19 protein-coding genes are annotated in these 22,386 nt (G+C 73.4%); 11 read left to right on the forward strand and 8 right to left on the reverse strand.

Features of this window, described 5'->3' with window-relative positions:
* Positions 1–4: 4 nt before the first annotated feature.
* Positions 5–712 (reverse strand): AMIN-like domain-containing (lipo)protein, encoded by a 708-nt coding sequence (locus QRN56_RS23195; protein ID WP_285107279.1) that lies wholly within the window; start codon positions 710–712, stop codon positions 5–7.
* Positions 713–861: 149 nt separating this feature from the next.
* Here QRN56_RS23195 and QRN56_RS23200 point away from each other — a divergent pair, with 149 nt between their 5' ends.
* Together QRN56_RS23200 and QRN56_RS23205 are read left to right on the forward strand one after the other, a co-directional pair.
* On the forward strand, positions 862–3,288 hold the full coding sequence (locus QRN56_RS23200; protein ID WP_285107280.1) for a glycoside hydrolase family 95 protein: 2,427 nt from the start codon (positions 862–864) through the stop codon (positions 3,286–3,288).
* 52 nt (positions 3,289–3,340) lie between these two features.
* Positions 3,341–5,254: a right-handed parallel beta-helix repeat-containing protein gene (locus QRN56_RS23205; RefSeq protein ID WP_285107282.1), complete on the forward strand. Its 1,914-nt coding sequence runs from the start codon at positions 3,341–3,343 to the stop codon at positions 5,252–5,254.
* Between the two features lie 22 nt (positions 5,255–5,276).
* On the opposite strand, the gene QRN56_RS23210 is transcribed toward QRN56_RS23205, so the two are convergent.
* Positions 5,277–6,314, reverse strand: coding sequence for a GlxA family transcriptional regulator (locus tag QRN56_RS23210; RefSeq protein WP_285107284.1), 1,038 nt, complete (start codon positions 6,312–6,314; stop codon positions 5,277–5,279).
* A gap of 83 nt (positions 6,315–6,397) precedes the next feature.
* On the opposite strand from QRN56_RS23210, the gene QRN56_RS23215 reads away from it, so the two are divergent.
* Together QRN56_RS23215 and QRN56_RS23220 are read left to right on the forward strand one after the other, a co-directional pair.
* The gene (locus tag QRN56_RS23215; RefSeq protein WP_350224600.1) at positions 6,398–7,726 is read left to right on the forward strand and encodes an MFS transporter; all 1,329 of its coding nucleotides are present in this window, start codon (positions 6,398–6,400) and stop codon (positions 7,724–7,726) included.
* Between the two features lie 87 nt (positions 7,727–7,813).
* Positions 7,814–9,049, forward strand: a complete 1,236-nt coding sequence (locus QRN56_RS23220; protein ID WP_285107286.1) for a trans-sulfuration enzyme family protein — start codon at positions 7,814–7,816, stop codon at positions 9,047–9,049.
* Between the two features lie 140 nt (positions 9,050–9,189).
* Here QRN56_RS23220 and QRN56_RS23225 read toward each other — a convergent pair whose 3' ends face one another.
* Positions 9,190–10,368, reverse strand: coding sequence for an acyl-CoA dehydrogenase family protein (locus tag QRN56_RS23225; protein WP_285107288.1), 1,179 nt, complete (start codon positions 10,366–10,368; stop codon positions 9,190–9,192).
* A gap of 9 nt (positions 10,369–10,377) precedes the next feature.
* Positions 10,378–11,625 carry a PucR family transcriptional regulator gene (locus QRN56_RS23230; protein ID WP_285107289.1) on the reverse strand — a complete coding sequence of 416 codons (1,248 nt, stop codon included), beginning with the start codon at positions 11,623–11,625 and terminating at the stop codon, positions 10,378–10,380.
* A 169-nt stretch (positions 11,626–11,794) separates the two neighbouring features.
* On the opposite strand from QRN56_RS23230, the gene QRN56_RS23235 reads away from it, so the two are divergent.
* The 5 genes from QRN56_RS23235 to QRN56_RS23255 all read left to right on the forward strand — a co-directional run bounded on the left by QRN56_RS23235 (position 11,795) and on the right by QRN56_RS23255 (position 18,041).
* Positions 11,795–13,498 (forward strand): aldehyde dehydrogenase family protein, encoded by a 1,704-nt coding sequence (locus QRN56_RS23235; RefSeq protein WP_285107291.1) that lies wholly within the window; start codon positions 11,795–11,797, stop codon positions 13,496–13,498.
* An 81-nt stretch (positions 13,499–13,579) separates the two neighbouring features.
* Positions 13,580–15,166 (forward strand): AMP-binding protein, encoded by a 1,587-nt coding sequence (locus QRN56_RS23240; protein ID WP_285107292.1) that lies wholly within the window; start codon positions 13,580–13,582, stop codon positions 15,164–15,166.
* 5 nt (positions 15,167–15,171) lie between these two features.
* Positions 15,172–16,200 carry a DUF389 domain-containing protein gene (locus tag QRN56_RS23245; protein ID WP_285107294.1) on the forward strand — a complete coding sequence of 343 codons (1,029 nt, stop codon included), beginning with the start codon at positions 15,172–15,174 and terminating at the stop codon, positions 16,198–16,200.
* Positions 16,201–16,261: 61 nt separating this feature from the next.
* Entirely contained in the window at positions 16,262–17,443 is a 1,182-nt protein-coding gene (locus QRN56_RS23250; protein ID WP_285107295.1) for a D-alanine--D-alanine ligase family protein, read from the forward strand.
* A 64-nt stretch (positions 17,444–17,507) separates the two neighbouring features.
* A complete protein-coding gene (locus QRN56_RS23255) occupies positions 17,508–18,041 on the forward strand; it encodes a hypothetical protein (protein ID WP_285107297.1) in 534 nt (177 codons plus the stop codon).
* Between the two features lie 27 nt (positions 18,042–18,068).
* Here QRN56_RS23255 and QRN56_RS23260 read toward each other — a convergent pair whose 3' ends face one another.
* Both QRN56_RS23260 and QRN56_RS23265 read right to left on the reverse strand, forming a co-directional pair.
* Complete coding sequence (locus QRN56_RS23260; RefSeq protein ID WP_285107298.1) at positions 18,069–18,848, reverse strand: TetR/AcrR family transcriptional regulator; 780 nt, start codon at positions 18,846–18,848, stop codon at positions 18,069–18,071.
* Entirely contained in the window at positions 18,845–19,336 is a 492-nt protein-coding gene (locus QRN56_RS23265) for a DUF3515 domain-containing protein (RefSeq protein WP_285107299.1), read from the reverse strand. The genes QRN56_RS23260 and QRN56_RS23265 overlap by 4 nt, the downstream gene beginning before the upstream one ends.
* Positions 19,337–19,490: 154 nt before the next feature.
* On the opposite strand from QRN56_RS23265, the gene QRN56_RS23270 reads away from it, so the two are divergent.
* Positions 19,491–20,558 carry a thiamine-phosphate kinase gene (locus QRN56_RS23270; protein WP_285107301.1) on the forward strand — a complete coding sequence of 356 codons (1,068 nt, stop codon included), beginning with the start codon at positions 19,491–19,493 and terminating at the stop codon, positions 20,556–20,558.
* Between the two features lie 131 nt (positions 20,559–20,689).
* Here the strand turns inward: QRN56_RS23270 and QRN56_RS23275 are convergent, their stop codons facing one another.
* Positions 20,690–21,199: a GNAT family N-acetyltransferase gene (locus tag QRN56_RS23275; protein ID WP_350224601.1), complete on the reverse strand. Its 510-nt coding sequence runs from the start codon at positions 21,197–21,199 to the stop codon at positions 20,690–20,692.
* 151 nt (positions 21,200–21,350) lie between these two features.
* A complete protein-coding gene (gene rpmB, locus QRN56_RS23280; RefSeq protein WP_119143026.1) occupies positions 21,351–21,548 on the reverse strand; it encodes a 50S ribosomal protein L28 in 198 nt (65 codons plus the stop codon).
* 319 nt (positions 21,549–21,867) lie between these two features.
* Here rpmB and QRN56_RS23285 point away from each other — a divergent pair.
* Positions 21,868–22,386: DAK2 domain-containing protein (locus tag QRN56_RS23285; protein ID WP_285107302.1), on the forward strand; the 519-nt coding region annotated here is incomplete at its 3' end.

A 22,386-nucleotide genomic window follows, 5' to 3' on the forward strand; every position in this document is an offset into this window, starting at 1 on the left:
GGGGTCAGTGCCGCACGTCGACCACGACGCGCATCGGGTCCTCCAGCAGGAACACGCGGAACGGGCGCTCGGCGTCGTCCACGCCGATGAACGCCGTCGTGTACCCCTCGAACCAGTAGCGGTACACGATCTCGTCGATCGACTCCGTGTCGGCGGGCTCGATGCGGTCGCCGGAGAACTCCTCGACCCCGCTGTCCGTCGGGATGGCGGTGCCGGACAGCGACACCCGCAGGATCGCGTCGCCGTCCACACGCACGGCGTCGCCGGATCCGTCGTCGGTCGCCTGGTCCACGTACTCGACGCGCCAGCCGGGCTTGCCGCTGCCCGTGCCGTCGAGGTCGAACACGACGCGGTCGTAGCCGTCGTGCGCGGCGACGCGCACGTCGGTGACGCTCAGGAACGTCTCGCCCTCACCGGTGGGCTCCGCGGTGTCGGGCTTCGTGTCCGCCGGGAAGGCCGGACCGGACTCGGTCTCGGTGGCGGACGCGCTCGGCTCGGGCGCGTCGTCCCCGGCCTCGTCGTCCCCGTCCTCGTCTGACTCGCCCGACGACGGCGACGACGTCGGGTCCGCCTCCGAGCCAGGGGACACCGGCACGGGGCTGGTGTTGGTGAGCTCCGGCCCGTTCGTGCCCTGCGCGCCCGTGCACCCGGCCAGCAGCAGCGCCGCGCAGGCGGCGACCATCAGGGCTGTGCGGTGTCCGGCTCGTCCCATGTGCCCAGCGTAGGGCCTGGAAGGCGCGCGGGCCGGTCACGATCGGCCAACGGGAGCAGTCTGCACTCTTGACTTGTGATACATGTGACGTACTACATTTATCCCGCGTCGTTCAACGGTGATGACAAAGAGGACGAAGGAGTCGCTCGATGAATCCGATCACGCGAAGAGACCTCTTGCGCACGACGGGCCTGACCGCGGGGGCGTTCGCGCTCGCCGGGCACGCCCCCACGAGCGCGGCGGCCGACCCCGGGGGCGCCGACGCCCCGGAGACCAACCCGATGCGGCTCTGGTACACCGCCCCGGCACAGGAGTGGCTGCAGGCGCTCGCCATCGGCAACGGCCGGCTCGGCGCCATGGTGTTCGGCGGTGTGGCCGCCGAGAAGCTCATGCTCAACGAGGACACCGTCTGGGCCGGCGGCCCGCACGACTACGCCGACCCGCTGGGGCACGAGGCGCTGCCGGAGATCCGGCGGCTGATCGGGGAGGAGAAGTGGCTGGAGGCCCAGCAGCTCGCGGACGAGCGGTTCATGGGCCGGCCGACGGAGCAGATGCAGTACCAGCCCGTCGGGGACCTGCACCTGGCCTTTCCCGGGCTGACCGACGACGTCACGGGCTACGAGCGGTCGCTCGACCTGACCACGGCGATCACGACCACGACGTTCGTGGCCGACGGTGTGCGCCACACCCGGGAGGTGTTCGGCAGCCACTCGCACCAGGTGATCGTCGCCCGGTTCACCGCGAGCGAGCGCGGCGCGATCTCCTTCGACGCCGGGTACACGTCGCTCCAGGAGACGTCGACCTACGCCCACGACGCCCGCACGCTCGCCCTGGAGGGCCGCAGCGGCGAGGCCGAGGGGCTGGAGGGCAAGGTCCGCTTCGTCAGCCTGGTCCGGGCGGTGCCCGAAGGCGGAAGCGTGACCTGCGACGACACCGGGCTGCGGGTGCGTGGCGCGGACGCCGTCACGCTGGTCCTGTCGATCGGCACGAGTCACCGCAACTACCTCGACGTGGGCGGCGACCACCTCGCCGCGGCGGTGGCCCCGCTCGAGCGGGCCACGCCGCAGGGCTACGGGATCCTGCGGCGGGCCCACGTGCGCGACCACCAGGAGATGTTCGGCCGGGTCGACATCGACCTGGGTACCTCGGCGTCGGTCGACCTGCCCACCGACCAGCGGGTCGCCGCGTTCCGCGACGGCCAGGACCCGCAGCTTGCGGCCCTGTACTACCAGTTCGGCCGGTACCTGCTGATCTCCAGCTCCCGCACGCCGGGCCAGCCGGCCAACCTGCAGGGCCTGTGGAACGACCAGATGCTGCCGCCGTGGCAGTCCAAGTACACCCTGAACATCAACTGCCAGATGAACTACTGGCCCGCCGGGCCGGCGAACCTGGCCGAGTGCTGGCAGCCACTGTTCGCGATGATCGAGGAGCTTGCCGAGTCCGGCGCGCGGACGGCGCAGAAGATGTGGGGCGCCAAGGGCTGGGTGGCGCACCACAACACCGACCTGTGGCGCGGGTCGGCGCCCGTGGACTTCGCGTACTACGGCGTCTGGCCCACCGGCGGCGCGTGGCTCTCGCTGCTGTTCTGGGAGCACTACGAGTACACCGGCGACCTCGACGTGCTGCGGGAGTACTTCCCGGTGCTGCGCGGGTCCGTGGAGTTCTTTCTCGACACCCTCGTCGAGGACGCCGCCACCGGCTACCTCGTCACCAGCCCCTCGCACTCGCCCGAGCTCAAGCACCACGACATCGACAACGTGGGCGTGAGCATGTGCGCCGGCCCGACCATGGACATGCAGATCCTGCGGGATCTGTTCACGGCGTTCGACAAGGCGTCGGCGGTGCTCGGCCAGGACCGCGAGATGGCCGCCCAGGCGCTGGCCGCGCGCGAGCAGCTGCCGCCCAACCAGATCGGCTTCCTGGGGCAGATCCAGGAGTGGCTGGTCGACTGGGAGGAGGCCGCGCAGGAGACGAGCCGGCACGTCTCGCACCTGTGGGGCGTGTTCCCCAGCGACCAGATCACGCCGCGGCGCACGCCGGAGCTCGCCGCGGCGGCCGACCGGTCGCTCGAGCTGCGCGGACCCGCGGTCACGGCGGGCTGGTCGCTCGCGTGGAAGATGAACATCCGTGCCCGGCTGCTCCAGCGGGACGGCGTGTACACCCACCTGAAGCAGCTCCTCTCGCCCGGCCGCACCGCGCCCAACCTGTTCGACCTGCACCCGCCGTTCCAGATCGACGGGAACTTCGGGGGCACCTCGGCGATCAACGAGACGATCGTGCAGAGCCACTCGGGCGAGGTGTGGCTGCTGCCGTGCCTCCCGGCGGCCTTCCCGACCGGGCGGGTCCGCGGCCTGCGTACCCGGGGCGCCTTCGAGCTGGCCGTCACCTGGCGCGACGGGCGGCTCCGCGGCGCCCGGGTCCAGTCGCTGGCCGGCAACACGATCCGGCTGCGCACCGAGGGCCGGGTCCGCGTCTCGGGCCCCGGCGGCCCGGTCGACGTCGAGCGGCCCGAGGAGGGCCTCGTCGTCTTCCGGACGCGCCGCGGGGCCACGTACGTCGTCGAACCGCAGGCCTGACCAGCCACACCTACCGACCACCCGCAAGTAGCACACCGAGGAAGGGACATCGATGTCCAGGAACTGGATACAGACGAGCACCGTGGCGGTCGCCGCGGTGAGCCTGGTCGCCGCCATGGGCGGCGGCGGGATCGCGTTCGACCGCCTCGCCGGCGCGGCGGCCGACGCCGCTGCCGCGGTCTCGGGCGGCGGGTGCCCGCAGCTCTACGTCTCCCCGTCGGGCGACGACCGGGGCAAGGGCACGGCCAAGGACCCGTTCAGGACGGTCGAGGCGGCGCGCGACCACATCCGCGAGAAGGGCCTGAACCGGGACGGCCGGCAGCGGTGCGACATCACCGTGAACCTCGCGGCGGGCGAGTACCCCGTCACGGAGACCATCGGCTTCACCGAGCAGGACTCGGGCGGCGGCGGCCATCAGGTCGTGTACCGCAGCAGCGACGGCCCGGGTGCGGCCAACCTCGTGGGCGCCGAGGAGGTCACCGGCTGGGAGCCGTACCAGGACGGCATCTACAGGACCCAGGTGGATCCCGACGAGCAGTTCTACACCCTCTTCGAGGACGGTGAACGCTCCGAGCTGGCCCGGTATCCCAACCGCGGCTCGGAGGACACCCAGGGCCCGTACCTGTTCTCGCGGCTCGGCGAGCCCGAGAAGGAGGCCGTGCACCAGTGGCTGTACTGGGAGGACGGCGACTGGGATCCGGCCTGGGACGACACCGCCGACAGCAACCCGCTCAAGGACGCCCAGGTCACGCTGTGGTCCGGCGGGTCGTGGAGCTGGTTCACCGACATAGTGCCGATCGGCGGCGCCGACTACCGCAAGGGGTTCGCGACGCTCGACAACTGGGCGCGCTACGCCCTGGTGAACAGCCGCAGCGGGTCGCGCTACTTCATCCAGAACGCGCTGCCGTTCCTGGACCAGGCGGGCGAGTACTACATCGACCGTGAGGCCGGGGAGCTGTACTACAAGCCGCGCGGCGACATCGACGACGTGACGATCATGGAGCCCACGGTCACCAAGGTCATCGACGTCAAGGGCGCCACGCCCGAGCAGAGGGCGCACGACATCACCTTCGACGGCCTCGGCATCCAGTACTCCGACTTCGTGAGCTGGTACCGCTCGGGTTGGATCAGCGCGGGCGACTCCGGCGAGGAGCACAAGTACCCCGAGTACGACCGGCAGATCGAGATGCCGCGCAACCGGTTCGGCGCCGTCACGCTGGAGAACACCACGGGCATCACGCTGACCGGCATGCACGTCCGCGACACCGGTTTCATGGGCGTCTACGCGCTGTTCGCCAACGACCACCTGACCGTCGAGGACAGCCTGTTCGAGAACCTGGGCGCCGACGGCATCAAGGTCGAGGGCGGCTGGCCGGGCGAGGGCGACATCTCGCACCACCACACCTTCCGCAACCTCTACATCCACCACGTCGGCGAGCTCGTGCCCGGCGATGCCGCGGGCATCGAGCTCATGGGGACCGGCGACAACCTCGTCGAGCACGTGAACGTGCGGCACTCCGCGCGGTACGGGATCAGCCTGGAGTCCCGGCCCGAGGTGGTCGACGGCGACCAGTACACCGACCACAACACGTTCCGCTACATCCGGATCGAGAAGGCGGGGCTCGACTCCGGCGACATGGGCGCGTTCTACACCTACGGCGTGGACAACCAGGACCCGTACCCGGTGCAGAACACCGTGGACCAGATGGTCATCGGCGACGTGCTCCCCGACCCGGTGGGCGAGATGCCCGACAGCGGGACCCGGGGCATCCACATGGACGCCGGTGGCTGCGCCTTCTCGTTCAGCAACATCGAGGTGGGCGCCACGACCGACCAGTCGTACCAGTCCTACCAGTGCAACGAGGTGACCAACGGCAACTGGGAGGAGGACTTCGACGCCTCGCTGATGGAGTACGACAAGATCGGCGTCACCGGCGCCTTCCCGTACCCGGTCCCGGAGTCCTGACCGTTCCGCCGGGCGGCCGCTGTCAGGCCGCCCGGCGGAACGTGCGCCGGTAGGCCGACGGCGTCACGCCGAGCGCCGCCTGCACGTGCGCGCGCAGCGACTGCGCGGTGCCGAAGCCGCAGCGCCGGGCGACCTGCTCGACCGGCAGCATCGTGCTCTCCAGCAGGGTGCGAGCATGCTCGACGCGTTGGCGCGTGAGCCACTGGGCGGGGCTCTCGCCGGTCTCGTCCCGGAACCTGCGCGTGAAGGTGCGCACCGACATCGCGGCGTGCCGGGCCATCGCCGCCAGCGTCAGCGGCTCGTTGAGCCGGTCCAGCGCCCAGGCCCGCGTGGCGGCCGTGCCCGCGCCGCGGGCCTGGGCGGCGTCCGCCCCCGGTCCGGCGACGCGCCCGGCGACCACCGGGCGCCTGATGTACTGCGCCTGACCGCCGTCCCGGTGGGGCGGCACCACGGTGCGGCGCGCGACGTCCTGCGCGACTGCCGTGCCGTGGTCCCGGCGCACGACGTGCAGGCACAGGTCGACGCCGGAGGCCACGCCGGCGGAGGTCAGCACGTCGCCGTCGTCGGTGTACAGGACGTCCGGGTCGAGCTCCACGCGCGGGTAGAGCCGCCGGAAGCGGTCGCTCTCCGACCAGTGGGTGGTGGCGGGGCGGCCGTCGAGCAGGCCCGCGGCGGCGAGCACGAACGCCCCCGTGCAGATCGACATGAGCCGGGCGCCCGGCCGGATCCGGGCGAGCGCCGCCGCGAGCTCGGGTTCGAGCCGCGGGTCACCGCCGGCCGGGTCCGTGCCGTCGGGCCCGGAGGTGTGCGACGCCGGCACCACCACCGTGTCCGCCGTCTCCAGCACCTCGGGCCCGTGCTCCACCTGGACCAGCACGTCGGAGTCCGACCGCACCAGGCCCGGGCCACCGGGTGTGCAGGTCACCACCTCGTACAGGGGCCGGAGCTCGGCGTCGCGCGCGATGCCGAAGATGCGGTGCGGGATGCCGAGCTCGAACGGGATGAAGCCGGGCCGGATCAGGACGGCGACGCGGTGCCTGCGCGGCGTGTGCTGGGCCATGCTCCGATCATATGGCCCGAACCTAGCGTTGTGTGTCCTGCGGGCCACTGGCCCGCGCCCGCGCGCCCCAGCATGCTGATGCCGTGACCCAGACAGACGTCCCCGTGCCGGCGGGCCAGAACGCACCGCAGAGCCCCGGCCAGGCTGCGCCGCGTCGGACGCCACGCATCCACCCCGCCTGGTGGGTGGCCCTGGTCAGCTTCGTCACCGTGATGTGCGCCGCGGCGTTCACCGCCGCACCCGGCCTGTTCGTGGACCCGCTCAACGCCGAGCTCGGCTGGTCGCGCGCCACCATCGGCTTCGCCGTCGGCCTGCAGTCCGTGCTGTACGGGCTCACGGCGCCGTTCGCCGCCTCCCTGATGGACCGGTTCGGCATGCGCCCGGTCGTCAGCATCGCCCTCGTGGTGATCACGGGCGGCGCCCTGTCGACGGTGTGGATGTCGGAGCCCTGGCAGTTCGTGCTCGGCTGGGGGCTCCTGGTCGGAGTGGGCAGCGGCAGCATGGCGCTCGCGTTCACCGCCACCGTGACGGGACGCTGGTTCGTGGCGCGGCGCGGCCTGGTCAGCGGTGTGCTGACGGCGGCCACGGCGTCGGGCCAGCTCGTCTTCCTGCCCCTGCTCGCGTGGATCGTGGAGAACCAGGGCTGGCGCCCGGCGTCGGTCACGGTGGCCATCGCGTCGCTCGTGGCCATCCCGCTCGTCCTGTTCCTGCTGCGCGACCACCCCGCCGACATGGGCCTGGCGCCCTACGGCGGCACGTACGCGCCCAAGCCCGCGCCGACGCGCGGCGCGGCCCGGCGCGCCGTCACCGCCCTGTTCGACGCCGCCCGCACCGGCCCGTTCTGGCTGCTCGCCGGGGCGTTCGCGATCTGCGGCGCCACGACGAACGGGCTGGTTCGCACCCACTTCGTGCCCGGCGCGCACGACCACGGCATGCCGATCACCGTCGCCGCGAGCCTGCTCGCCGTGATCGGGGTGGTCGACGTGATCGGCACCATCGGGTCCGGCTGGCTCACCGACCGGTTCTCGCCGCGCGTGCTGCTCGGTGTCTACTACACGCTGCGCGGTGTCTCCCTGCTGTTCCTGCCGTCCCTCATGGGCCCGGAGGTGGAGATGCCGATGCTGTTCTTCATCGTGTTCTACGGGCTGGACTGGGTGGCGACCGTGCCGCCGACCCTCGCGCTGTGCCGCGAGTTCTACGGCGAGGACGCGCCGATCGTGTTCGGCTGGGTGCTCGCGTCGCACCAGGTCGGCGCCGGCGTGGTGGCCTTCGCGGGCGGCCTGGTCCGAGACATGACGGGCTCGTACGACGCCGTCTGGTACGGTGCGGGCGCGCTGTGCGCGGGGGCCGCGCTCATGTCGCTGGTGATCCGCCGCGTCCGCCAGGCATCCCCGGAGGCGTCAGCCGCGTGAGTGACCCGTGCGCGTGACTCGTCGGTGGTCCGGCCGTCCTGCGGACGGCCGGGGCGCGCGTCGCGGGGCGGTCGTATTCTCCGGACCATGAGCACTGCCCCGCACACGCCCGCCGCCGGCCTCTCGCCCGCCACCGTCGTCGTCTCCGCCGGGCGCCCGGCCCGTGAGCAGGGCGGGCACATCAACCCGTCCGTGCCGCTGAACTCGACGTACGTCTCCCGCGGCGTCGTCACCCCGGACGAGCTGTCGTACGCGCGCGGGGACAACGACGCCTGGCACCCGTTCGAGGAGGCGCTCGCCGCGCTGGAGGGCGGCGGCGAGGCGGGCGGCGGCGCAGCGGGCGGCGGCGCGGCCGCTCCCGCGACGGCGATCCTGTTCTCGTCCGGGATGGCGGCGATCGCCGCCGCGTTCTCGCTGGTGCCGGACGGCGGCACGCTCGTGCTGCCGCGGCACGCCTACCAGGCGGGCATGGTGCTGGCGCGCCAGATCTCCGAGCGGCACGGCGTGACCCTGCGGTACGTCGACATCGCGGACACGGACGCCGTGGTCGCGGCCCTGGACGGCGCCGACCTGCTGCTCGTCGAGTCGCCCACCAACCCGATGCTGGAGGTCGCGGACCTGCCCGCCGTGCTGGGCGCCGCCCGCGCCGCCGGCGTGCGCTCGGTGGTCGACAACACGTTCGCGACGCCGCTGGGCCAGCGCCCGCTGGAGCACGGCGCCGACGTGGTGCTGCACTCGGTCACCAAGTACCTGGCCGGCCACTCCGACGTCGTGCTGGGCGCGCTCGTGACGCGCGACGCCGCGCTGGCCGCCACCCTGCGCGAGCACCGCACGCTGCACGGCGCGATCGCCGGGCCGTTCGAGACCTGGCTCGCCCTGCGCGGGCTGCGCACGCTGGCGCTGCGGTTCGAGCGGGCCCAGGCGAGCGCGGCCGAGCTGGCCCGGCGCCTCGCGGAGCACCCGGAGGTGGCCGAGGTGCGGCACCCCTCGCTGCCCGGCGACCCGGGGCACGAGCGCGCGAAGGCGCAGATGAACGGGTTCGGCGCGATCATCGGCGTCCGGCCCCGGCCCCGGCCCGGTGCGGGGGATGCCGAGGCCGCCGGGACGGGACCGGCCGCCGTCGAGCGGGCCGACGCCGTCGTCGACGCCGTCCGCCTGTGGCTGCCCGCCACCTCGCTGGGCGGCGTGGAGTCGATGCTGGAGCGCCGCCGCCGCTGGGGCACCGAGGCGCACACGGTCCCGGAGGACCTGCTGCGCCTGTCGGTCGGCATCGAGGACGTGGAAGACCTCTGGGCGGACCTGGACGCGGCGCTCCGCGCCTGACCCGCCGTCGTCGGCGTGTCGAGTCAGGCGGATGGTCGGACCACCCCGCTGACTCGGCGATGTCGGTTTGTCGAGTCAGCCGGCTGGTCGGACCAACCCGCTGACTCGGCACGCCGACCTCGGTGAGTCAGCGGGTTGGGTCACTCCAGCGGGCCCAGGAGGGACTGGGCCACCGTGGCGTGGGCGGCGTCGTCGCTGGACGGGTGGAAGATGCCCGCCAGCACGTCCCGGTACAGGCGGCCGAGCTCGGACCCGTTGAAGTACGTGGAGCCGCCGGACACCCGCACCGCCTGGTCGACGATCTCGCGGGCCGCCTCGGTGACGCGCACCTTGAGCCCGGCGGTGGCCCGTAACCAGCCCGCGCCGCGGTCGAGCGTGGGGTCCGCCGCCGACGTGTCGAGGTCGCGGGTGATCCCGTCGATCTGGAGCCAGACGCTGTCCTGGGCGAGGGCCATGTCGGCGATGCGGCGGCGGACGTCGGGGTCCTGCGCATAGGCCTTGCCGGTCTTCATCGACGTGCGCTTGTTCACGGCCTCGACCGCGAGCTCCAGCGCCCGGTCGGCGATCCCCGCGTACACCGACGCCAGCAGCACCTCGAACGACGTGAAGATGCCCAGCACGTACGGGTCCAGCGAGGGGCCCGGCGGCAGCAGGCGCAGCACGCGGTCGGCGGGCGCGTGGGCGCCGTCGAGCAGCGTGGAGCGCGACTGGGAGGCGCGCATGCCGAGGGTGTCCCAGTCGTCGAGGATCTCGAACCCGCCGCCGTCGCGCGTGATGAAGGCGTGCACCAGGCGTGGTGCGCCGTTCCTGCCGTGGCGCAGCACGCCGGACTTCTCGAGGCCGAGCACGCCCAGCCGCGTCCAGGCGGGGGAGTTGGACGTGAAGATCTTCCGGCCGTGGAACGTGTACCCGCCCGAGCCGTCGGGCCGGGCCTCCGTGCGCGAGCCGAGCAGCACCAGGTCGTTGCCGGGCTCGGAGTAGCCGAACCCGAACACCTCGCCCGACGCCGCCTCCCGCAGCAGCCAGTCCAGCGACGAGTCGCCGCGCTCGTGCAGATAGCGGCCCACGCCGACCCAGACGTGGTGCATGTTCACGGCCAGCGCCGTCGCCGGCGCGTGCGCGGCCAGGCGTGCCTGCTCGTGGGCGGTCTCACGCAGCGTGAGCCCGCCCCCGCCGAAGGCCGTGGGGACCATCGCGCCGAGGTAGCCGGACGCCTGGAGGTCGGCCAGGTCCTCGGCGAAGAAGGCGTTGTCCCGGTCGTAGTCGGCGGCACGTTCGCGAATGTCGGCAAGCAGCTCGCCGGACAGGAGATCGGTCACGTCACGAGGCTAACCCTGGGAGGGGCCGGGGTGGTGCTGGTTTTCGGCTGGTTGTCCGGTGAGTATTGCCGCAGGGTGAATTGTACCGAGAACGGTGGGTTGCAGCCGGCGGGCGCGCACGGCCGCGTAGAGCTCGGCGGCGGCCCGCGGGTCGTTGACGTCGCGGCCGGTCAGGTCCGCGACGCGCGCCAGCCGGTTCAGCACCGTGTTGCGGTGGCAGTGCAGCGCCGCGGCGGCCCGGGTGCCCGACCCGCCGTGCTCGAACCACGCCTCGACGGTGGCCAGGAGCAGCTCCTCGTCCCGGGGGTCGCGCTCGCGGAGCCCGCCGAGGACGGCGAGGGCGAGCTCGCCGGCGCGTCCGTCGTCGGCGGCCAGCAGCGCGTCCAGCGGGCGGTCGCCGAAGCACGAGAGCCCGGCCTGCCCGGGGGACAGCGACCGCACCGCGGTGCGGGCCTGGGCGAGGGCGGCGGGCGCATCGGCGAGGTGGGTGAACGGGCGGCTCGCGCCGGTCCGGGTGCCCGCGGCGAGACCGGTCAGCGCCTCCTGGGCGTCCGGGGAGGTGGGAGCGGCCACGAGCGTGAGCCGGTCGCCCTCGTGGATCAGCCAGCGCGTGGTCACCCGGGCGGCGTCGGACGCCGGGAGGTCCGGCCGGGCCGCCGCGCCGGACCTCGAACCCGGCACCCCGCCCGACGCCGGTCCCTGCGCCGTGACCGCGACCACCAGCATCACGTCCGCGGGCAGCCCGAGGGCGCGCCGCGCGGTCTCCAGGTCCTGGACGGCTCCGGTCAGGATGCCGCGCAGGAGCTCGGTGCGGGCCATGCTCTCGCCGAAGCCCGCCGCGGCCTCCAGGTGGCTCCGCACCGCGACGTTCGACGAGCGGTCGATCGCGGACCAGACCCGCGAGGACGCGCGCAGCAGCGCGCCGGTGTCGGACTGGTGCCGCAGCCGCCGCGCGAGCTCCTCCCAGATGCGCAGCCCGGCGAGCCGGTAGGCGTCCTGGAGCAGGTCGAGCTGGATGCCCTCGGCGGCCGTGACCCGGCCGGTCTCCCGGGCGGGCGCGAGCGACGAGGTCTCACCGGCGAGGGCGGTGAGGATCTCCGCGACGTTCGCCCGGACCAGCGGCTGGACGACGGCGGCGGGGAGCCGGGTCTCGCTGTACACGGGCTCGGCGTGCAGGATGCCGTCGGCCACCTGCTCGCTCAGCAGATCCAGCGCATCGCGGAGGTCATGACGCCCAGTCGCGGCGATGTCCGACATGCCTGGCAGCCTAGTCGCGGCGTCCCGGTTGTGCATCGAAGGTCGAAATGTAAAGACGCGACGGGGTCTCGCCCTGGACCGGCTCCGACCCCTAGGCTATTGGAGCGCCGGTCAGCGAGGCCCGGCCCGGCGGTCGAGCTGGACAGAGTGCGGTCGAAGGAGACAGCGGATGAGCGTGACGGACGCGCAGGCCACCACCGAGCGCGAGCTCGACCAGGCGGTCGACGAGCTCAAGGTCGGCGCGGAGCGGTGGGCGCAGCTGCCCGTCGCCGACCGGGCGGCGCTGTTCCGGCGGGTCCATGCCGCGGTCGTCGAGGTCGCGCACGAGTGGGCGACCACGGCGGCCAGGGCGAAGAACATCGACCCGTCCGCGCCGTACGCGGGCGAGGAGTGGATGACCGGACCGTACGGGGCGCTGGAGAGCGCGGCCGCGTACGCGCGGTCCTACGAGGCGCTCGCCGCGGGCCGGTCGCCGGCCGACGGCCTCCGGGTCGGCACGGCCCCGGGCGGCCGCGTGGCGGTCAAGGTGCTCCCGCGCAACGCCCAGGAGTGGGTGCTGTTCAACGGCTTCCGGGCCGAGGTGTGGATGCCGCCGGGCGTGGGCGAGCACCAGGTGCGCACCGAGGCGGGCCTGGGCGCCGGGAAGGTCGGCGAGTACGGCGGGGTTGGGCTCGTGCTGGGTGCCGGCAACATCTCGTCGATCGCCCCGCTGGACGCGTTCTACGAGCTCGTGGCGCACAACCGCGCCTCCATCGTGAAGCTCAACCCCACCTTCGGCGCGCTGCTCGACGTGTACCGCCGGGCGCTCGCCCCCCTGATCGAGGTCGGCGCGGTCCGGGTCGTCACGGGTGACGGCGCCGTCGGGGCCTACCTGACGCGGCACCCCGGCATCGACAAGGTGCACATCACCGGCTCCGCCGCGACGCACGACGCGATCGTGTGGGGCACCGGCGAGGAGGCCGAGCTGCGCCGGGCGGCCGACGACCCCCGGCTCACGGTGCCGATCACGAGCGAGCTGGGCGGCGTCGCGCCGATGATCGTGGTGCCCGGGCGGTGGAGCGCCGCCGACCTGCGGTTCCAGGCCGAGCACCTGGTCTCGATGCGGCTGCACAACGCGGGCCACAACTGCATCGCGGGCCAGCTCGTGGTGCTGTCGGCGGACTGGCCGCAGAAGGACGACTTCCTCGCCGAGCTGCGCGGCGCGCTCGCGCGGATGCCCGCCCGCGACCCCTGGTACCCCGGCACGGCGGCCAAGGTCGCCCGGGCCGACGACACGCACCCGGACGCCGAGCACCTGGCCGGCCGGATCCTCATGGAGGTGACCGCGGGCGACCCGGCGTGCTCCGACGAGTACTTCGCGCCCGTGCTGGCCTGGACGCAGCTCCCGGGCACCGGCGCCGAGTTCCTGCGTGCCGCCGTCGGCTTCGCCAACGACTCCCTGTACGGCACCCTGGGCGCGAACGTGGTGGTGCGGCCGCAGGACCGCCGGGCGATGGGGTCCGCGTTCGACGACGCGATCGCCGACCTGCGCTACGGCACCGTCGCGATCAACGCGTGGACCGGCGTCGGCTTCCTGCTGCCCGGCGCGACGTGGGGTGCGTTCCCGGGGCACACGGTGGCCGACATCGGTTCGGGGATCGACGTGGTGCACAACGGGAACCTGCTGTCCGGACCCGAGCGGACCGTGGTGACCGGGCCGTTCCGCCCGTTCCCGCGCAGCGTGCTGCACGGTGAGTTCTCGCTCTTTCCGAAGCCGCCGTGGTTCAGTGGTTCCCGGAGCGTGACGGACACGGGCCGGCAGCTGACCCGCTACGCGGCGGCGCCGTCGTGGGGGCGGCTGGTGCCGGTCCTGCTCGCGGCGTTCCGTGCCTGACGGCGCCGGCTGACATCACGTCCTGACGCCGCACCGGCCGGACCAACGGGGGTCCGGCCACCGAACCGAGGGAGACCGACCATGGTGATCCGCAGCCCGCTGCCCGACGTGGAGATCCCGTCCGTCAGCGTGTACGAGTACCTGTTCGGCACGATCACGGACGCGGAGCTGGAGCGCGTGGCGGTGGTCGACGGCGTCAGCGGGGCGGCCACGACGTTCCGCGCGCTGCGGGACCAGATCGACGCGGTGGCGGGAGCCGTGGCAGCGCGGGGGTTCGGGGTGGGCGACGTCGTCGCCCTGCACGCGCCGAACGTCCCCGCCTACGTGACGGTGTTCCACGGCCTGCTGCGCGCCGGGGTCACCGTGACCACCGTGAACGCGCTGTCCAGCGCGCAGGAGATCGCCAAGCAGCTCGCCGACTCCGGTGCTCGGCTCATGATCACCGTCTCGGCGCTGCTCGCCGCGGGGGAGGCCGGGGCCAGGGACGCCGGACTCGAGGACGACCAGATCGTGGTGCTCGACGGGGCCGAGGGCCGCACGTCCCTCGCCGACCTCCTGGCCGACCCGCGCCCGGCCCCCGACGTGACGTTCGACCCGGCGACGCACCTCGCGGTGCTGCCGTACTCGTCGGGCACGACGGGCCGCCCCAAGGGTGTGATGCTCACGCACACCAACCTCGTGGCGAACGTGGCGCAGTCCATGGCGATCGGCGTGGGGTCCGACGACGTGGTGCCGTGCGTCCTGCCGTTCTTCCACATCTACGGCATGACGGTGCTGCTCAACCTGGCCCTGCGCACCCGCGCCCGGCTCGTGACGCTGCCCCGGTTCGACCTGGCCCAGTACCTGGGCGTGATCCAGGAGCACCGGGCGACCTTCCTGTTCGTGGCGCCGCCCATCGCGCTCGCGCTGGCGAAGCACCCGCTGGTGGACTCCTACGACGTGACCAGCGTCCGGGCCGTGCTCTCGGGGGCGGCGCCGTTCGGCGAGAGCCTCGCGGGCGCCGTGCGCGACCGGCTCGGCGAGCACGTGCGCGTGCTGCAGGGCTACGGCATGACCGAGATGTCGCCGGTCTCGCACTGCATCCCGTTCGACCGCGCGGACATCCCGTCCGGCTCGGTGGGACTGCTGGTGGCGGGCATGGAGGCCAGGATCGTCGACCCGGCGACGGGCGCGGAGATCGAGCAGCCCGCCGACGGCGTCTCCGGTCCCGGCGAGCTGCTGTGCCGCGGGCCGAACGTGATGGTCGGCTACCTGGGCAACCCCGAGGCGACGGCGGCCACGCTGGAGCCCGACGGGTTCATGCACACGGGCGACATCGTCACGGTCGACGCCGGCGGCGTGTTCCAGGTCGTGGACCGCCTCAAGGAGCTCATCAAGTACAAGGGCTACCAGGTGCCGCCCGCGGAGCTGGAGGCGCTGCTGCTCTCCCACCCGCAGATCGCGGACGCCGCCGTGATCGGTCTGCCCGACGAGGAGGCAGGCGAGATCCCCAAGGCGTTCGTCGTGCCGGTGGCCGGGGCGTCGCTGACCGAGGCCGAGGTCATCGCCTTCGTCGCCGGGCACGTGGCCCCGTACAAGAAGGTGCGCTCGGTCGAGTTCATCGAGGCGGTGCCGAAGTCGGCGTCCGGCAAGATCCTGCGCAAGGACCTGCGGGCGACGGCGGGGTAGCGGCGATGACGAACTCCCCGCGCCGGGGCAGGATGCTCGGCGCGCTCGTCCCCGGGAGCCAGCGGCGAGCCCTGCCCGAGGTGGCCGACCGGCTCGACCTCGACAGCGGGGAGACCCGCGCCAAGCGGTCCGCCTTCTGGGCGATGCTGGTGCTGTCGGGGGTGATCGCGGTGTCCGGCGTCGCGACGGACTCGACGGCCACCGTCATCGGCGCCATGATCATCGCGCCCCTGTCGACACCGATCCTCGGGATCGGGCTCGGCATCGTCACCGGCGAGCGTCGCCGGATCGCGCGGTCCGTCGCCTACGTGCTCGGGGGCATGGTCGTCGTCGTCGCGCTCGGCCTGCTCGCGGCCCTCGCCCTGCCCGCCACGTCGGACGTCGTGTCCAACTCACAGGTCACGGGGCGCACGTCGCCGGGGCTGGGGGACCTTGTCGCGGCCTTCGCCACGGGGTTCGCGGGGGCGATCGCGCTCGCGCGCCGGGACCTCGCCGACGTCCTGCCGGGCATCGCCATCGCCATCTCGCTCGTCCCGCCGCTGGGCGTGGTGGGTGTGTGCCTGGGGCAGGGTCAGCCGTCGCTCGCGCTGGGTGCGCTGCTGCTGTTCGTCTCGAACGCCGTGGCCCTCGTCATCGCGGCGACCGTGGTCTTCTCGGGTGTCGGGTACCTCCAGGACGCGCGCGCCGCGCGGCAGGGCGCGCCCGTTCCGCGGCGGCGCCGGGCGGTGCTCGTCGCGCTCGTCGCGGTGCTGGTCGTGGCCGTCCCGATGGTGGCGAACTCGCTGCAGGCCGCGCTCGCGGAGCTCTGGCTGAGCCAGGCCCGCTCGGCCGCGCAGGAGTGGGTGGGTACCGGGAACGACGCCACCGTGGAGGACGTCACCTGGCAGGGCCAGGACCTTGTCGTCGAGGTGCGCAGCCCGGATGCCGTGCCGGACGTCGCTCCGCTGCAGGACCAGGTGGACGCGATAGTCCCCTGGCAGCCGGAGGTGGTCGTGCTGCACACGGTGGGCGAGCGGGTCGAGAGCACGGGCTGAGACCGAGCCGGCCGGGTACGGGGCGTCCGGTGGCGGCGGCGTTCGGGTAGGGTCGGGCGCGATGTCGCACCACACTCCTGAACCAGCCTCCGCCGGGGATTCGACGAACCTCGTGCCGACGCCGGGCGCTGCCCGCAAGACCCGCGTCGTGATCCTGTTCGGCGGCCGCTCCGGCGAGCACGGGATCTCCGTCGCCACGGCCGGCGGCGTCATGGGCGCGATCGACCGCTCGAAGTACGAGGTGGTGCCCGTCGGCATCACCCCGAACGGGCAGTGGGTCATCGCGGCCGACGAGCCCGAGCGCTGGGCGATCACCGACGGCCAGGCGGCCGAGGTGCCGGCGTCCGACGCCGAGGTGGTGCTCCCGCTGACCGTGGGCGACTCGTCGCTCCGCGTGCTGGAGCCGGGCCAGGTCCCGTCCGCCCTGGCGGACGTCGACGTGGTGTTCCCGCTGCTGCACGGGCCGTACGGCGAGGACGGGACCGTCCAGGGCCTCCTGGAGCTCGCCGACGCGCGGTACGTCGGGTCCGGGGTGCTGGCGTCCGCCGTCGGCATGGACAAGCACTTCATGAAGATGGTGCTCGCCGGCCACGGCCTGCCGATCGGCAGGTACGCCGTGATCAAGCCAGGGGACTGGGACTACCGCCGGGACGTCGTGCTGCGGACGATCGATCCCCTGGGTCTGCCCCTGTTCGTCAAGCCTGCCCGCGCGGGCTCGTCGCTCGGCGTCTCCCGCGTGGACTCGCTGGACGAGCTGGACGCCGCCGTCGCCGAGGCGCGCCGCCACGACCCCAAGGTGATCGTCGAGGCCGGCATCGTCGGCCGGGAGATCGAGTGCGCGGTGCTCGGCGGCCGCGGCGGGGAGCGCCCGCGGGCGTCCCTGCCGGGCGAGATCGTGGTCACGGACGAGACCAAGAACGGCTTCTACGACTACGAGGCCAAGTACTTCGACGAGTCCGCGGTGCAGCTGACCTGCCCGGCCGACCTGCCGGACCACGTCATCAAGGAGGTCCAGGAGATCGCCGTGCGGACCTTCGAGGCCGTGGGCGCCGAGGGTCTCTCCCGCGTGGACGTGTTCGTCACGCCCGACGACGAGGTGGTCGTCAACGAGATCAACACCATGCCGGGCTTCACGCCGTTCTCGATGTACCCGCGCATGTGGGACGCGTCCGGGGTGCCCTATCCGGAGCTGATCGACGAGCTGATCCAGCTCGCCCTCGAACGGCCCACCGGCCTGCGCTGATCGCCTGTACTCTGCCTCTGACCAGGGCCGGGACCGTCCGGCTGGTGGTGCATGAGGAGGCAGGATGCTGGGCGAACCCCGCTACAGCTACGCGGTGCGCGACGTGCGGGTGGCGAACGGGGTGCTCAGCATCGGGCTGACCTCCTTCGCCCTCGGCAACGTGATGCGGGTCGAGGTGATCGGCGTGGCCAAGCCGCAGCCCATCGGGGCCTGGGCCAACCAGGTGGCCTACCCGTTCTGCATCGCCGCGGTGGCCCTGCTGCTGCTCCGCATGGCCGGGGCCGACGACGTCCCGTGGGAGGCCGCCTTCGCCACGGCCTGCGCGGGACTCGCGTGGCCCGCGACCCGCGCGTGGCAGCGCACCGGGCTCTGGAAGCCGATCTGGAAGTACCCGGTGTTCGCCCTGCAGATGGTCACGGCCTCCCAGCACGTGCACCGGATCTGCGCGCACGACGCCCGGCACCTCGCCGCGCTGGCCGAGCTGGTGGGCGCGGCGATGAAGGACCCGTCGATCTCCTACCACGGGAGCATCCAGCTCATCTCGAACGCAGACTCGCTGCACACGCTGGAGGCGGGGCGGGACTCGATGGTGCGCTGAGCCGGTCCTGGTCTCAGCGGGCGGTGTTCAGCGCACGGTGGGGTGCGGGTCCAGGCCGAACCGCACCAGCAGGGAGGACACCAGGTCCTCGTGCAGCGCCACGTGGTCGCCGAAGGCGAACTCCTGGTGCCCGTACACGGCCATGCACTGCAGGCCGTAGACCTGCCGCCAGCTCGTCACCATGAGGTGGGCGATGCCGAGCGGCAGGTCCTGCCCGCCCACGGCGTCGCGGTACCGGCGCACCTGCTCGGCCAGCTCGGGGTCGAGCTCGTCGTCGGCCGGGCGGGGGATGCCGGAGGCGGCCAGCTCGCGGAACAGCGGCACGTAGTGGCCGCCGATCATCTCCGCCATGCGGCGCTGGAGATCGTGGCTCTCGGGCAGCTCCGAGCTGATGCCCGAGCCGATGACCAGGTCGAACTCCGCCGGGTTCCGGACCGCCCAGTCCAGGGAGGCGCGGGTCGAGGCGACCAGCGCCGCAGCGACGTCGCCGGGCTCCTGCCGGGCGACGGCGGCGCCGAGCGTGGCCAGCACCTCCTCGACGATCAGCTCGCAGAGCTGCGCGATGACGTCCTGCCGGTTCTCGAAGTGCCGGTACAGCGCGGGCGGCGTGACGCCGACCTCCTTGGCGATCGCGGCCATCGTGAGCTTGCTCAGGCCGTGCTGCCCGGCGATCTGGTGGCGGGCCGCGTCGAGCACCTCGCGGTGCAGCTCGTCACGCAGGCGCTCCCGCCGGGACTGGACGGGCGGGTCCGCATCGACGGTCGCCGGCTGCCCCGTGGCGGGTCGTTCTGTCACGGCAGGGCTCACTGACACTCCTTCGTGGCAGGTACCTGGGTCACGGCATCGGCGAGGTCGGCGATGAACGACGTCGAGTGGTCGTCCGTGACCGCGGGCGGGACGATCACCTCGACCGCGGGGTCGCGGCCGTAGGTGACGAACGACCAGGTGCCCTGGTCGTCGGTCGTGACGATCCAGTCGACGGTGGTCCCGTCGCCCGAGTCCACGTGCTGGCAGTCCCCGGACGGGCCGAGCTGCTCCACGCCGCAGCGCATCGTGACGGCGCCGCCCGGCTCGCCCCAGGCCGCCGTGGCCTGGGCGTCGGTCGGCACCTTGGGCAGGTCCTCGCCGAGCTCGTCGGGCACGGCGAGCAGCACCTCCGCGCACAGCGGGTCGGCGGCGTCGGGCGCGACCTCCACCCCGATCGTCCGCGCGCAGCCGCCCAGAGCCACGGCGGTGAGGGCCGCGGCGGCCAGCACGGCGACGGTCCGGGGGGTGACGATTCGGGCGGGAAGCACGGAGATACGTTACCCGTCCGGGGAGCGTGCCCGCCCCGGCGCCCGCCCGGGGCCCGTGACCGTACGGCCCGCGCGCAGGGTCCGGCACCGCTGCGGCCCGCGCGCGCCGGGCCGGATGCCGCGCCGGAGCGGGGCGGCACCTTAAGGTCTTCCAGTGACCCGCGTCCGTGACCTCTCCGAGGAGCAGATCCTCGAACGCATCGTCCCCCTGCTGCCCCGGGGGAGCGCAACGCTGCTCGGCCCGGGCGACGACGCCGCCGTGCTCGCCGCCCCCGACGGGCGGTTCGTGGTCTCGACCGACGTGCTCGTCGAGGACCGCCACTTCCGCGCGCGCTGGTCCACCGGGTACGACGTCGGACGGCGCGCCGCGGCGCAGAACCTCGCCGACATCGCGGCGATGGGGGCCCGGCCGACGGCGCTGGTCACGTCCCTCGTGGTGCCCGGCGACACCGACGTGGAGTGGGTCACGGGGCTGGCCCGGGGACTGGCCGACGGCTGCGCGCCGGCCGGTGCGGGCGCCGTGGGCGGCGACCTGTCCGGCGGCCCCTGTCTGGTCGTGAGCGTCACCGTGCACGGTGACCTGGAAGGACGTGCCCCGGTGCTCAGGTCGGGCGCGCGGCCGGGCGACGTCGTCGCGCACGCGGGGGTGCGCGGGTGGTCGGCCGCCGGACTGGCGCTGCTGGAGGCGGGCCTGGTGCGGGCGCCGCTGTCCCCGGTGCCGCTGGAGGTCGGCGAGGGCGTGGTGCTCGAGGACGCCTGGGAGCGGCTGGTGTCCGCGCACCTGCGGCCCGAGCCGCCGCTCGCCGCGGGTGTCGCGGCCGCCGAGGCGGGGGCGACGGCGATGCTCGACCTGTCCGACGGGCTGCTCCGCGACGCGGGGCGGCTCGCCGTCGCGAGCGGTGTGCGGATCGGCTTCGATGCCGGGGCGTTCGCCGCCGACCGCGAGGAGCTGCGCTCGGCCGCGCGGGCGGTCGCCGCGGCGTCGGGCCTGGGCGACCCCGGGTGGGGCCCCGGCCGGTCCGACGTCGACGGTGTGCTCGACGGCTGGATCTGGGGCGGGGGAGAGGACCACGGGCTGCTCGCCACGTTCCCCGCGGACGTGCCGCTGCCGGCGGGCTGGACCGCCGTCGGGCTGGTGCGGGAGCCGGGCGAGGGGCCGGCCGTCACCATCGGCGGCGCGGAGCCCGACGTCGGGCCGGGCTGGGACCACTTCCGGGCATGAGGCGGCCGCGGTCGTGAGGTCGGGACATCCCCGGCGGGTTCGGCAGCTGGCACCGAGATCGGCACAGCCCTGGACCGATTTCGGTGCCAGCTGCCGAACCCGCGGTGCGAGCTGCCGAACCTGCCCGTGGGTCAGCGCCTGCGGAACCGGAGCTGCGTGAGCGGCTGGCCGCCGATCTCGTCGATGCGCTCGGTGCCGTCGTGCTGGAACCCGTGCCGCCGGTAGAAGTGCTGGGCGCGCTCGTTGCCCTCCAGGATCCAGAGCGTCACGGAGCCCGAGTCCAGCCCGTCGAGCACGGTGCGCATGAGGTCGCGCGCGACGCCGCTGCCCCAGGCACGGGGATGCAGGTAGATGGCGTAGATCTCCAGGTCGCCGGGTTCGGCGTCCTCGTCGCGGCACGGACCCACGCTGGTGAACCCGATGGTTCCGCTCTCGTCCTCGGCGACGAGCACCGTCGTATCTCGCGCGGTCACGGCCGCCGTCCACTGCCCGGCCCGGTCGGTGATGTCGAGCGAGGCCAGGTACGAGTCGGGCAGGATCTCTGAGTAAGCACCACGCCAAGAGGCGATGTCGACACGAGCGATTGCTTGAGCGTCGGTCGTCGTTGCTGGGCGGATGGTCACGTCTTCCGGTGCCATCATGACCTTACCTTTTCACCGTGCGGTGTTGGGCGCAACCACTTCTTTGGCCCCAGATGAAGGTTCTGGAACGCCGAAAACGCCCGCCGGGCGAACCGGCGAGCGTCTTCGTCAAGCTTGTGCGGGTCGCGTCAGCGACCCGGCTGCGGCAGCGTCAGGCCGAGACCTTGCGCGTGACCTTGCCGGCCTTGAGGCAGGAGGTGCACACGTTGACGCGCTTGGGAGTGCCGCCCACGATCGCGCGGACGCGCTGGATGTTCGGGTTCCAGCGGCGCTTGGTGCGGATGTGGGAGTGCGAAACGCTGTGCCCGAAGCCCGGGCCCTTGCCGCAGACGTCGCAGTTGGCAGCCACGGTGTCTCCTGAATGTCGTGCACGCCTGTGCATAACGACAGCACGACGTGATGGTGGTCTAAAGGGAACGCCTGGAGACTTCGGAGCAATCAACGCTTCTTGGCGTTCCAGGCAACTTCGACAGAGTACCTGATGGCAGGCCGCGCCCTCAAACCGTAGCCGCGGGGTGCTGCGTCACACCGCCGGGACCGGGCGGGCTGCCCACAGGCCTGTGGACGGCCGGACGCAATCGTCCCACGCGCTGGGTACGGTGGGATCCGTCCGAGCGGGTGCCCGGGCAGGCCGGTCGTTCGCGACACCAGGTGCAGGAGGGCAGAGCGTGACCGACGTCGACAGCGGCAGCCGGACGGCTGAGCCGGGTCCCCGGGCGGACCCGCCCGGTGCCGGGCTCGACGACCCGGGCGTGGTGCGCGCCTGGGCGCACGGGGCCACGGCGGCGCTGCGGCGCGAGCGCGAGGCGATCGACCGGGTCAACGTCTTCCCGGTGGCGGACGCCGACACCGGCACCAACCTCTACCTGACCCTCCGCGAGGGCGACCGGGCGGTCGCCGCGGCACCCGCGGACGCCACGGGACCGCGGCTCCTGGCGACGCTCGCCCGGGCGGCGCTGCTGGGCGCGCGCGGCAACTCCGGCGTGATCCTCAGCGAGTGGCTCCGCGGGCTGGCCGTCGCCGCGCGGCGCGGTGGCACCACGGCTGACCTGCTCACGCGGGCGGCGGCGTCCGCCCGGTCCGCGGTGGCGGTGCCCGCCGAGGGCACCATCCTCTCGGCGGCCGACGCCGCGGGGGCGGCCGCGCGCGCCGCCGGACCCGGCGCCGGGCCGCTGCCCGTGGTGACA

The organism is Promicromonospora sp. MEB111 (assembly GCF_030209445.1).
Classification (GTDB): domain Bacteria; phylum Actinomycetota; class Actinomycetes; order Actinomycetales; family Cellulomonadaceae; genus Promicromonospora.